The following is a 13,425-nucleotide window of genomic DNA, read 5'->3' on the forward strand; positions in this document are numbered from 1 at the left end:
GAGTGAAATTTCAAATATATTTGCGAAAAATACACTTTATCTAGCGAAATATTCATTTTATTTACGAGCTACCGATTTCTCGACGCAAATCGACAACAGGCGGATGCCTGTTTTATTTCCAGCTGTTTTGCTTACAAAGCTGCCCTTTTCTAGTTTACATTGAATATTATATTGTCTACTGCTATAATTCAAAATAGTGTACATGTGTGGAAATAACAGGAGTTGAACATTGAATGAATCGTGAAGACAAATTAAAAAGACAACAGAAAATTAGAAATTTTTCTATTATTGCTCATATAGATCATGGGAAATCAACCCTAGCTGACCGTATCTTAGAAAAGACAAAAGCACTTACGGCACGAGAAATGAAAGAGCAATTGCTAGATTCTATGGATTTAGAAAGAGAACGTGGAATTACAATTAAACTGAATTCAGTGCAATTAAAGTATCAAGCGAAAGATGGAGAAGAGTATATTTTTCATTTAATTGATACACCGGGACACGTCGATTTTACATACGAAGTATCTCGTAGTTTGGCTGCATGTGAAGGTGCAGTGCTTGTAGTAGATGCTGCTCAAGGTATTGAAGCTCAAACATTGGCGAATGTTTACTTAGCACTTGATAATGATTTGGAAATCCTTCCTGTCATTAACAAAATTGACCTTCCAGCCGCTGACCCAGAACGAGTTCGTCAGGAAGTAGAGGATGTTATTGGTCTTGATGCATCAGATGCAGTATTAGCTTCTGCTAAAGCAGGAATTGGAATTGAAGACATTTTAGAACAGATTGTTGAAAAGGTTCCAGCACCTGTTGGAGACCCTGATGCTCCATTAAAAGCTCTAATCTTTGACTCATTATATGATGCATATAGAGGTGTAGTAGCTTATATTCGCGTGATGGAAGGTTCTGTGAAAGTCGGAGATAAGGTCCGAATGATGGCAACCGGCAAAGAATTTGAAGTAACCGAAATTGGTGTCTTTACCCCAAAACCTACTGGAATGAAAGAACTGACAGTAGGAGATGTAGGCTATTTAACAGCAGCTATCAAAAATGTAGGAGACACTCGTGTTGGTGATACCATCACCCTAGCGAAAAATCCAGCTGAAAAAGCACTGCCTGGTTATCGTCGATTAAATCCGATGGTGTATTGTGGTCTTTACCCAATTGATTCTAATCGCTATAACGATTTACGAGAAGCGTTAGAAAAATTAGAGTTAAATGATTCTGCCTTACAATATGAGCCAGAGACATCTCAAGCTTTAGGATTTGGTTTCCGTTGTGGTTTCTTAGGACTTCTTCACATGGAAATTATCCAGGAGCGTATTGAACGTGAATTTAAGATTGATCTTATTACGACGGCTCCAAGTGTTATCTATCATGTTCAACTTACAGATGGAGAAGAAGTGAAGGTTGACAACCCGTCAATGATGCCTGATCCTCAAAAAGTTGATTATGTAGAAGAGCCTTACGTTAAAGCAACAATAATGGTTCCGAACGATTATGTAGGAGCTGTTATGGAGCTTTGCCAAGGGAAACGTGGTAATTTCATCGATATGCAATATATGGACGACACTCGAGTGAATATTGTATATGAACTTCCTTTAGCAGAAATTGTGTATGATTTCTTTGATCAGTTAAAGTCGGGAACAAAAGGATATGCATCCTTTGATTATGAACTGATTGGATACAAGGAATCTAAACTTGTGAAGATGGATATCTTGTTAAATGCAGAAAATGTAGATGCATTAAGTTTCATCGTTCACCGTGATTTTGCCTACGAACGCGGGAAGATTATTGTTGAGAAGTTAAAGGATCTGATTCCAAGACAACATTTTGAAGTGCCTATTCAAGCGGCTATTGGCCAAAAAATTGTTGCCCGTTCAACAATTAAAGCGATGCGTAAAAATGTACTTGCAAAGTGTTATGGTGGAGACATTTCCCGTAAGCGTAAACTTCTTGAAAAACAAAAAGAAGGTAAAAAGCGTATGAAATCTGTTGGTTCCGTAGAGGTTCCACAAGAAGCGTTCATGGCTGTTTTAAAAATGGACGACACTGATTCAAAAAAATAATTTTGATCTGGATAAAGGGGGGGAAGAGGCTTGTATCAACAAGCGCTACTTTACCCCCTTTTCTCTATGATTGACACTAAAGGATGGATACAATTGGTAAAATCAGCGTATATTCATATACCATTCTGTGAACATATCTGTCACTATTGTGATTTCAATAAGTTCTTTTTAGAAGGTCAGCCAGTTGATGAGTATATAACTCGCCTGGGTGAAGAAATGAAAATGAGAGTAAGAAATCAAGCCTCTGAACAATTAGAAACTATTTTTGTTGGAGGAGGAACACCTACTGCTTTAAACGCTAATCAGCTTGATAAACTCTGTACGGAAATCAACACTCACCTTCCTTTTGAAACGGGAGAGTTTACATTTGAAGCTAACCCAGGAGACCTTTCTGAAGACAAGCTTCGTGTATTGAAAGATCACGGGGTGAATCGATTAAGTTTTGGGGTACAGTCTTTCAATAATGACCTTCTTAAGGGAATTGGAAGAACTCATAAAAGTGAAGATGTTTATTCATCAATAGAAGCGGCTCAAAAGGTAGGATTCACAAACATTAGTATCGATTTAATATATAGCTTACCGAAACAAACAGAGGAAGATTTTCAAGATACCTTAAGAAAAGCCCTTGACCTTAATCTTCCCCATTATTCAGCTTATTCTCTTATTGTAGAACCTAAAACGGTCTTCTATAACTTGATGAGAAAAGGGAATCTTCCACTTCCTTCTCAGGAGCAAGAAGCAAACATGTATGAAATCTTGATTGATACAATGGAGGAGTATGGGCTGAATCAATATGAAATTAGTAATTTTGCCAAAAAAGGATATGAAAGTAAGCATAACCTCGTTTATTGGGATAATGATGAATATTATGGTTTAGGAGCAGGGGCTCACGGATATATAAACGGAGTACGCTATTCAAACTATGGACCCTTGAAAAAATATATGGAACCTATTCAACAGGGAAAGGCACCTACGATTCAGGAACATCATGTGACCAAAGGGGAAATGATGGAAGAGGAAATGTTCTTAGGTTTGCGAAAGGTAGATGGAGTTAATAAAGCTGTGTTTGAAAGAAAATTTGGATGCTCAATTGAATCTGTATTCCAATCGTCTATAGAAAAAATGAAGGATAGAAACTTAATCACTGTATCGGAAAATAGCATTTGCTTAACCAAACAAGGTCGCTTTTTAGGTAATGAAGTATTTCAATCTTTTTTGGGTGTAATCTAATATATTGACATCCCTTTTCTGATTTGATAATTTATTAATTAGATTTAGCACTCATCTTGAGAGAGTGCTAACAGGGGTGATGAATGTTGTTAACAGATCGACAACTTCTAATTCTTCAAGTGATTATTGATGATTTTATTCTTTCCGCTCAACCAGTTGGATCCAGGAGCTTGTCTAAAAAGGACGAGATTTCTTTCAGTTCAGCTACCATTCGTAATGAAATGGCGGATTTAGAGGATTTAGGTTTTATCGAAAAAACACATACATCTTCAGGACGTGTTCCTTCTGAAAAAGGTTATCGTTATTATGTGGATCACTTACTTTCTCCTCAACAATTAAACAAGAACGAGGTTCATGCATTACGTTCTATTTTTAATGACAGGATTTACGAATTAGAGAAAGTGGTTCAAAAATCAGCGAAAATTCTTTCTGAATTGACAAATTACACAACAATTCTATTAGGGCCTGATTTGAAGGAAAATAGATTGAAGAAGATTCAACTCATTCCTCTAAATAAAGACACAGCCATTGCCATTATCGTTACGGATAACGGACATGTTGAGAATAAATTATTTCAAATTCCTCCGACGATGGATGCTCTTGAGCTTGAGAAATTAGTGCATATTTTAAACGATCGTTTGTCAGGAGTTCCAATTAGTGAACTAAATGATAAGATCTTCAAGGAAGTCGCTCTGGTACTTAAAGAGCACATCCAGAATTATGATTTTATCCTACACTCGATCACAGATTCTCTTAATCCATCGGGTACAGATAAGCTGTTCTTTGGGGGCAAGACTAATATGCTGAATCAGCCTGAGTTTCATGATGTTCATAAAGTACGCATGTTACTGGAAATGATTGATCAAGAAGAGAGTCTTTATCATTTGATTCGTCCATCCTCATCAGGAGTGAATATTAAAATTGGGAAAGAAAATAATCATCTTGCAATGGAGAATTGCAGTCTCATAACCGCTACTTATTCTATTGGTAAAGAGCAATTAGGTTCTATTGCGATTATCGGACCTACTCGGATGGAGTATTCCCGTGTCGTAAGCTTACTTAATTTCTTCTCAAACGATATGTCGAAGGTTCTTACGAAACTGTATCAAAGTGAAGATTAGTGGACATATTGTATAAAGGTAAAATAGACCTGGAAATCTCATCTATGAGCTGATTTCTGGTGTCAGAGTTCGACTGTCATGTAATGTTTAGTATGGATGATTTTTATAAGGAGGTGAATGTTATGTCTGAAGAAACAAAGCAAGCACAACAAGAGACAGAAGAAGCAAAGAAAGATAACAACGAGCAAGAGGTTGTTGAAGAAGTATTTGCTGAAGAACCTCAAGTAGAGGAAGCGACAGAAGAACATGAATCAGATGAGCTTTCACAACTTCAAGAAAAGCTGAATGAATCTGAAAATCGTTATCTTCGATTAAGAGCCGATTTCGATAACTATCGCCGTCGTGTGAATGTTGAGAACGAAGCGAAGGAAAAATATCGTGCTCAAGGTCTTATTACTGAACTTTTGCCAGCACTTGATAATTTCGAGCGTGCTTTAAATATAGAAGCTGAGAACGATCAAACGAAAACGTTGCTTCAAGGAATGGAAATGGTTCACCGCAGTATCACTGAAGCCCTAAAAAAAGAGGGCGTCGAAGCAATTGAAGCCGTAGGTCAACAATTTGACCCTCATTTGCATCAGGCAGTGATGCAAACGGAAGATGAAAATTTTGAAAGCAACGTCGTAGTTGAAGAATTTCAAAAAGGATTCAAACTCAAGGACAGAGTTATTCGTCCATCAATGGTAAAGGTAAATCAATAAATAACATTACATAAGATTAATAGGGAGGTTTCTTACTATGAGTAAAATTATCGGTATTGACTTAGGTACAACAAATTCATGTGTATCAGTACTTGAAGGTGGAGAGCCAAAGGTCATTGCAAACGCAGAAGGAAACCGCACAACGCCTTCAGTTGTTGCGTTTAAAAATGGAGAAAAACAGGTTGGGGAAGTAGCGAAGCGTCAAGCTATTACAAACCCAAATACAATCATCTCAGTGAAGCGTCACATGGGGACAGATCACAAAGTAGAAGCTGAAGGAAAAGAATATACTCCACAAGAAATTTCAGCTATGATTCTTCAACACTTAAAATCATATGCAGAAGACTATCTTGGGGAAAAAGTTGAAAAAGCGGTTATCACAGTACCTGCTTACTTCAATGATGCTGAGCGTCAAGCAACAAAAGATGCTGGTAAAATCGCTGGTCTTGAAGTTGAACGTATTATCAACGAGCCAACTGCTGCTGCACTGGCATATGGTTTAGATAAAATGGACGAAGATCAAACGATTCTTGTTTATGACCTAGGTGGCGGTACGTTCGACGTATCCATCCTTGAACTTGGTGACGGTGTATTCGAAGTACGTTCTACTGCCGGTGACAATCGTCTTGGCGGAGATGACTTTGACCAAGTAATCATCGATTACCTAGTAGCTGAATTCAAAAAAGATAACGGTATTGACCTTTCTAAAGATAAAATGGCTCTACAACGTCTTAAAGACGCAGCAGAGAAAGCGAAGAAAGATCTTTCAGGTGTTACGTCAACTCAAATTTCTCTTCCTTTCATCACAGCTGGAGAAGCAGGTCCTCTTCACTTAGAAGTGAACCTTACTAGAGCGAAATTCGAAGAAATTTCTTCAGACCTTGTAGAGCGTACAATGGGACCAACTCGTCAAGCGATGAAAGATGCTGGTCTATCTGCAAGTGAAATTGATAAAATCATTCTTGTCGGTGGATCAACTCGTATCCCGGCTGTACAGGAAGCAATCAGAAAAGAAACTGGAAAAGAGCCTTCTAAAGGTGTAAACCCTGACGAGGTTGTAGCAATGGGTGCAGCGATTCAAGGTGGAGTTCTGACTGGTGACGTAAAAGATGTAGTATTACTTGACGTAACACCACTTTCACTTGGAATTGAAACTATGGGTGGAGTAGCTACGAAGCTGATTGAACGTAACACAACGATTCCAACATCTAAATCCCAAACTTTCTCAACTGCTGCTGACAATCAAACAGCTGTTGATATCCATGTATTACAAGGTGAACGCCCAATGGCAGCGGATAACAAAACCCTTGGACGCTTCCAATTATCAGATATTCCACCAGCACCACGTGGAGTACCTCAAATTGAAGTTAAATTCGACATCGACAAAAACGGAATTGTAAATGTTAGTGCGAAAGACCTTGGAACAGGAAAAGAGCAAAACATTACAATCAAATCTTCTACTGGCCTTTCTGACGATGAAGTAGAACGTATGGTTAAAGAGGCAGAAGAAAATGCTGAAGCAGACAAACAACGTAAAGAGGAAGTTGAACTTCGTAACGAAGCAGACCAACTTGTTTTCCAAACGGAAAAAACGTTAAAAGACCTTGAAGGCAAAGTAGAAGAAGATGAAGTGAAGAAAGCGGAAGATGCTAAAGCTGAACTGAAAGAAGCAATCGAGAAAGATGATTTAGATCTAATCCGTGAAAAGAAAGATGCACTTCAAGAAATCGTTCAAAGCTTAACAATGAAGCTTTATGAGCAAGCTCAAGCTGAAGCTCAGGCGGCTCAAGGTGAAGAAGGTCAAGCTGGAAATGAAGACGATGTTGTAGATGCAGAATATGAAGAAGTAAATGATGACAAGAAATAATAGGTAAGGAACAGGCTCTGATAATGTTGCAATTGATTTTAGTGTGAGGGAATCTATAAAGATTCTCCTCACTGATTTATACTTCACGTTACAGAGCAAAGTAAAAAGTCAAAGTCAGGGCGGTTCTTGGCTTTGACTTTTTCTATGAATGGACCTATTGAAATGGATAGGAATATCAGAGGGAAAATCCAAATCTCGGTTTTTATTGATATTCCATCATATACAATGTTAAAATAACCTTTATGCAAAGGATTCGGGAGTGGTGTTTTAATGAGTAAACGGGACTATTATGAGGTTCTTGGTGTCGGGAAAGACGCCTCAAAAGACGAAATGAAAAAAGCATACCGCAAGCTCTCTAAAAAATATCATCCGGATATTAATAAAGAAGCGGATGCTAATGAAAAATTCAAAGAAATATCAGAAGCGTATGAAGTGTTAAGTGATGATCAGAAACGCGCTCAATATGATCGCTTTGGACATACAGATCCTAACCAGGGATTTGGTGGCGGAGGAGACTTCGGCGGCGGTTTCGGTGGCTTCGAAGATATCTTTAATACGTTCTTTGGTGGCGGAGGCGGTCGAAGAAGAGACCCTAACGCACCTAGACAAGGAGCGGACCTCCAGTACACAATGTCCTTGACTTTTGAGGAAGCGGTTTTTGGTAAAGATACAGAAATCGAAATTCCTAAAGAAGAAGAATGTGATACATGTCATGGATCTGGAGCAAAACCAGGAACAAAGGTTGATACATGTTCACATTGTAAAGGAGCAGGTCAATTAAACGTTGAGCAAAACACTCCTTTTGGACGCATTGTAAACAGACGAGTGTGTCATTATTGTAATGGTACAGGAAAACAGATTAAAGAGAAATGTACGACATGTGGTGGAGCAGGTAAAGTGCAAAAACGCCGCAAAATTAATATAAAGATTCCAGCTGGAATTGATGATGGTCAGCAACTTCGTGTGACAGGTCAAGGAGAACCGGGTATTAATGGTGGTCCTTCAGGTGACTTGTATGTTGTGTTCCATGTTCGCTCTCATGAGTTTTTCGAGCGTAATGGGGATGATATTTACTGTGAAATGCCAGTTACATTTGCACAAGCTGCTTTAGGTGATGAAATCGAAGTACCTACTCTACATGGTAAAGTCAAGCTGAAAGTTCCAGCTGGCACACAAACAGGTACGAAATTTAGACTTAAAGGTAAAGGTGTTCCAAATGTACGTGGATATGGTACAGGAGATCAGCATGTACAAATGAAGGTAGTAACTCCTTCAAAACTAACTGAAAAGCAAAAGCAGCTACTACGAGAATTTGCTGATATTAGTGGGCAAATTCCAGATGAACAACATGAAAGCTTTTTTGATAAAGTAAAAAAAGCCTTTAAAGGCGAATAACTCAGAATGGAGTTGGTAGGATAAATGAAATGGTCAGAAATCAGTATTCTAACTACGAATGAAGCGATTGAACCGATTTCAAACATTCTTCATGAATCAGGAGCTAGCGGAGTGGTTATTGAAGACCCTTTTGATTTAATTAAAGAAAGAGAAGATATGTTTGGAGAAATCTACCAACTCAATCCTGATGATTATCCAATTGAAGGTGTATTAGTAAAAGCTTACTTACCTGTTAATAGTTTTTTAGGTGAAACAGTGGAAGAGATCAAGCAAGGAATAACAAACCTTGTTACCTATGATATTGATATAGGAGAAAATAAAGTAGAGATCTCAGAAGTGAATGAAGAGGAATGGGCAACAGCTTGGAAGAAATACTACCATCCTGTAAAAATTTCTGATAAATTCACCATTGTTCCTACTTGGGAAGACTATACCCCGGTTCATAGTGATGAATTGATCATTGAGCTTGATCCTGGTATGGCGTTTGGTACAGGTACTCATCCTACAACGGTTATGTGTATCCAGGCCTTAGAGCGTATCGTACGGGAGCAGAACACGGTAATTGATGTAGGAACGGGTTCAGGGGTTCTCTCGATTGCCTCTGCTTTGTTAAAGGCGAGTAAAGTGGATGCATATGATTTGGATGAAGTTGCCGTCCGATCAGCTAGGTTAAATGTAAAGCTGAATAAAGTGCAGCAAGTAGTAACTGTTGAAGAAAATAATCTGCTTAATGGCATTAGTGAACCGGCAGATGTTATTGTGGCAAATATTTTAGCTGAAATTATTTTACGTTTTACTGAAGATGCCTATAACCTTGTGAAACCAGGGGGCTATTTTATTACATCTGGAATCATTCAGCCTAAAAAACAAGAGGTACGAGATTCCCTGGAGAATGCTGGCTTTATCATTGAAGAGGTTATGGTAATGGAAGACTGGGTTGCCATTATCGCTAAAAAACCTTTATAGGACCCTAATAGAAGACGTGGAGTGAGACTGAATGCAAAGATATTTTATAGATGAAGCTTACAATGAGGAACTTCCTATCTATCTTACTGGTGAAGACTATCATCACATTGTTCGTGTAATGAGAATGAAGGAAGATGATCACATTTTCGTCGTATTTAATGATCAAGCATCAGCCATTTCACGTATTGAAACGATTTCCAGTGACTCCGTTGAAGTATCAATAGTACAATGGGAAACAACAACAGTAGAATTACCAATTAAAGTAACCATTGCGAGCGGCCTGCCGAAAGGGGATAAATTAGAGTTGATTTTTCAAAAGGGAACGGAGCTCGGGGCAGCTCAATTTATCCCTTTTAATGCGGATCGCTCAATTGTAAAATGGGATGCGAAAAAAGCTAAAAAAAAGGTTGAACGTTGGGAAAAGATTGTGAAAGAGGCTGCTGAACAGTCTCATAGACTTTTGATTCCCCAAGTGCTTTCACCTGTTTCTCTGAAAGAATTACTAAAGCTAGGTCAAGAGTTTGATTATAAACTCGTTGCATATGAAGAAGAAGCTAGAGCAGGAGAAAAAGGCAATCTTTCTACAACACTAACGAGCATTAAAGAAGGACAAAGTGTTCTTGTTGTGTTTGGACCAGAAGGTGGATTATCTGATAAGGAAATACAGCTTTGTAAGGAAGAAGGCTTTTTGACATGTGGATTAGGCCCTAGAATACTGCGTACAGAGACGGCTCCTTTGTACGTCCTTTCTGCCATTAGCTATCAATTAGAATTAATGAGGTGATTGTAATGCCATCAGTAGCGTTTCACACTTTAGGGTGTAAAGTGAACCACTACGAAACCGAAGCCATTTGGCAATTGTTTAAAGAAGAAGGATATGAACGTGTTGAATACGATTCGATTGCAGATGTTTATGTCATCAATACTTGTACAGTAACTAATACTGGAGATAAAAAAAGTAGACAAGTAATCCGTCGGGCAATTAGAAAGAATCCGGACGGAGTCATTTGTGTTACAGGTTGTTATGCTCAAACATCTCCTGCTGAAATCATGGCGATTCCTGGAGTAGACGTAGTAGTTGGTACACAAGACCGAAGAAAAATGCTTACCTATATAGAAGAATATAAAAAAGAACGACAGCCTATTAATGGCGTAACAAATATTATGAAAAATCGTGTATACGAAGAATTAGATGTTCCGGCCTTTACGGATCGAACACGTGCATCTTTAAAGATTCAAGAAGGGTGTAATAATTTCTGTACATTTTGTATCATCCCTTGGGCGCGTGGTCTGATGAGATCTCGTGATCCTGAAGAAGTCATTCACCAGGCCCAACAGCTTGTTGATGCTGGATATAAAGAAATTGTCCTTACGGGTATCCATACAGGTGGATACGGAGAAGACATGAAGGATTATAACCTTGCCATGCTTCTTAAAGATCTTGAACAGAAGGTGAAGGGTCTTAAGCGAATTCGAATATCATCCATTGAAGCCAGTCAATTAACAGATGAAGTCATTGAAGTAATAGACCAATCGAACATTGTTGTTAGACATCTTCATGTACCTTTGCAATCAGGATCTAATACGGTTCTTAAAAGAATGCGTAGAAAATACACGATGGAGTTCTTTGCTGAACGACTAGACAAGCTCAAGAAGGCTTTACCCGGTCTTGCTGTTACTTCTGATGTTATCGTTGGTTTTCCAGGTGAAACAGAAGAAGAGTTTATGGAAACCTATAACTTCATAAACGAGCACAAATTTTCTGAGCTTCACGTATTCCCATACTCAAAGCGCACCGGTACTCCGGCAGCGCGTATGGATGACCAGGTTGATGAAGAGGTTAAGAATGAACGAGTGCATCGTTTAATTGGACTTTCAAATCAACTGGCAAAAGAATATGCTTCTCATTTTGAAAATGAAGTATTAGAGGTTATTCCAGAAGAACCTTACGGAGATGATCTTTATGTCGGGTATACTGACAACTATTTAAAAGTAGTGTTTCCTGCAACGGAAGAAATGGTCGGTCAATTAGTTAGAGTGAAAATTACTAAAGCCGGTTATCCAATAAATGAAGGACAATTTGTTCGTGTCCTTGAAGATGATTTAGAATCAGAAGAAAAAGCCGCTATCTAACTCATAGTGAGTCACCTCTTTATACAAAGAGGTGACTCATTTTATTTTACTAGTATACTATTTGTAATCGATTTCTTTTTCTGCTTTCTTCCAAATTATCTATTGATATGTACACAAGAAGGTTGTAAACTATTATTGTTAACGTATTTGAATTATGCTTTTTTTTATCTAATTAATGCAAACGATTGCATTGAAATGTAAGCGTTTGTATCTTACTATACTTTGATGAGGTGTTACGATGAAGAAGGCGTGGCGTAAAGAAGCAGTAGGCTATCAAATTTATCCGAGAAGTTTTCAGGATTCAAATGGAGATGGAATTGGAGATTTACAAGGGGTTATTCAACGATTAGATTATATTAAAGAACTAGGAATAGATGTCATTTGGATTTGTCCAATGTATAAGTCACCTAATGATGATAATGGATATGATATTTCGGATTATCAAGATATCATGGAAGATTTCGGTACAATGGAAGATTTCGATCAATTGCTTCAAGAAGTTCATAATAGAGACATGAAGCTGATCATTGATCTTGTTCTAAATCACACTAGTGACGAACACCCTTGGTTTATTGAATCAAGCAGTTCTAAGAGAAATCCTAAACGTGACTGGTACATTTGGAGAGATGGTATTAAAGGGAAAGAACCTAATAATTGGGAAAGTATCTTCGGTGGGTCTGCTTGGCAATATGACGAGGAAACGGATCAATATTTTCTTCACGTATTTTCAACCAAACAACCGGATTTGAATTGGGAAAATGAAGAGGTACGAGATGCCCTGTATGATACTGTAAATTGGTGGCTAGATAAAGGAATTGACGGTTTCAGAATTGATGCTATTAGCCATATTAAAAAACGACCAGGTCTACCTGACATGCCAAATCCTAAGAAGAAGAAATATGTGTCTTCTTTTGACATGCACATGAATCAAAAAGGAATCCATACATTCTTACAAGAGTTCAAAGACCGTACGTATTCAAACTATGATGTGATGACAGTCGGGGAAGCAAACGGTGTGAAAGCTGATGAAGCTGAGCTATGGGTTGGAAAAGAAAATGGGAAAATGGATATGATTTTTCAATTTGAGCATTTAGGGTTATGGGATGCTGAAACGAATCCAGAACTAGATATCGTTGAGTTAAAGAAAGTATTGACTCGTTGGCAAAAAGGACTTGAAGGCAATGGTTGGAATGCTCTATTTATCGAGAACCATGATAAACCAAGAGTTGTATCTACATGGGGGAATGATAAAGAATTATGGAGAGAAAGTGCCACCGCTATGGCAACGATGTATTTCTTAATGCAAGGAACACCGTTTATTTACCAAGGACAAGAAATTGGTATGACAAATGTTCAATTCCCTTCTATCACAGACTATGATGATGTAGCTGTGAAAAATTTATATCGTCTAAAGCGCGAAGAAGGTGTAGAGCATCAGGAAATCATGGAAATTATTTGGGCTTCTTCCCGGGATAACAGCCGGACACCAATGCAGTGGTCAGATGAAGAAAACAGTGGATTTACAACTGGAATACCATGGATGAAAGTGAATCCAAACTATAAAACCATTAATGTAAGAGCTCAAGAAAAGGATGATACTTCAATCCTTGCTTTCTACAAAAAAATGATATCATTAAAGAAAACGGAAGATATTTTCACTTATGGAACCTATGATCTTCTTCTTGAGAAAGATCCACAAATTTATGCTTATACACGAACAACGGAGAATGAGGCCATGGTTGTCATCACCAACCTATCCACCAAAGCAGCAGTTTGTGACTTAGGGAATATAGAGGTTTATTTTTCCAATCTTCTCCTAAATAACTATAATGTTCAAGATCATCAAAAAATGAGTAAGGTGTCTCTTCTACCTTACGAAGCGAGAGTATATCGATTAAAATAACAAAAAATAAACAACCTGGAATTCTTTTCTGGGTTGTTTT

At 38.0% G+C, this 13,425-nt stretch carries 10 protein-coding genes; all 10 read left to right on the forward strand.

All coding sequences use genetic code 11. The features are described 5' to 3' along the window. Positions 1-233: 233 nt before the first annotated feature. The 10 genes from lepA (at position 234) to IQI_RS04250 (ending at position 13,385) form a co-directional block, all read left to right on the forward strand. Positions 234-2,069 carry a translation elongation factor 4 gene (gene lepA, locus IQI_RS04205; RefSeq protein WP_064091437.1) on the forward strand — a complete coding sequence of 612 codons (1,836 nt, stop codon included), beginning with the start codon at positions 234-236 and terminating at the stop codon, positions 2,067-2,069. A 66-nt stretch (positions 2,070-2,135) separates the two neighbouring features. Then, positions 2,136-3,299, forward strand: a complete 1,164-nt coding sequence (gene hemW / locus IQI_RS04210; RefSeq protein ID WP_064091601.1) for a radical SAM family heme chaperone HemW — start codon at positions 2,136-2,138, stop codon at positions 3,297-3,299. Between the two features lie 86 nt (positions 3,300-3,385). Beyond that, positions 3,386-4,420 (forward strand): heat-inducible transcriptional repressor HrcA, encoded by a 1,035-nt coding sequence (gene hrcA, locus IQI_RS04215; RefSeq protein WP_064091602.1) that lies wholly within the window; start codon positions 3,386-3,388, stop codon positions 4,418-4,420. A gap of 122 nt (positions 4,421-4,542) precedes the next feature. Continuing rightward, complete coding sequence (gene grpE, locus IQI_RS04220) at positions 4,543-5,121, forward strand: nucleotide exchange factor GrpE (RefSeq protein WP_064091438.1); 579 nt, start codon at positions 4,543-4,545, stop codon at positions 5,119-5,121. Between the two features lie 37 nt (positions 5,122-5,158). Continuing rightward, the gene (dnaK, locus tag IQI_RS04225; protein WP_064091439.1) at positions 5,159-6,988 is read left to right on the forward strand and encodes a molecular chaperone DnaK; all 1,830 of its coding nucleotides are present in this window, start codon (positions 5,159-5,161) and stop codon (positions 6,986-6,988) included. 270 nt (positions 6,989-7,258) lie between these two features. Then, on the forward strand, positions 7,259-8,383 hold the full coding sequence (gene dnaJ / locus IQI_RS04230; RefSeq protein ID WP_064091440.1) for a molecular chaperone DnaJ: 1,125 nt from the start codon (positions 7,259-7,261) through the stop codon (positions 8,381-8,383). Positions 8,384-8,407: 24 nt separating this feature from the next. Further along, the gene (prmA, locus tag IQI_RS04235; RefSeq protein WP_064091441.1) at positions 8,408-9,349 is read left to right on the forward strand and encodes a 50S ribosomal protein L11 methyltransferase; all 942 of its coding nucleotides are present in this window, start codon (positions 8,408-8,410) and stop codon (positions 9,347-9,349) included. Between the two features lie 31 nt (positions 9,350-9,380). Then, on the forward strand, positions 9,381-10,133 hold the full coding sequence (locus tag IQI_RS04240) for a 16S rRNA (uracil(1498)-N(3))-methyltransferase (RefSeq protein WP_064091442.1): 753 nt from the start codon (positions 9,381-9,383) through the stop codon (positions 10,131-10,133). Between the two features lie 5 nt (positions 10,134-10,138). Next, entirely contained in the window at positions 10,139-11,482 is a 1,344-nt protein-coding gene (gene mtaB, locus IQI_RS04245; RefSeq protein ID WP_064091443.1) for a tRNA (N(6)-L-threonylcarbamoyladenosine(37)-C(2))-methylthiotransferase MtaB, read from the forward strand. A 238-nt stretch (positions 11,483-11,720) separates the two neighbouring features. Then, the gene (locus IQI_RS04250; RefSeq protein WP_064091444.1) at positions 11,721-13,385 is read left to right on the forward strand and encodes a glycoside hydrolase family 13 protein; all 1,665 of its coding nucleotides are present in this window, start codon (positions 11,721-11,723) and stop codon (positions 13,383-13,385) included. The last annotated feature ends 40 nt before the right edge of the window (positions 13,386-13,425 follow it).

The organism is Rossellomorea aquimaris TF-12 (genome assembly GCF_001648555.1).
Lineage (GTDB): Bacteria > Bacillota > Bacilli > Bacillales > Bacillaceae_B > Rossellomorea > Rossellomorea aquimaris.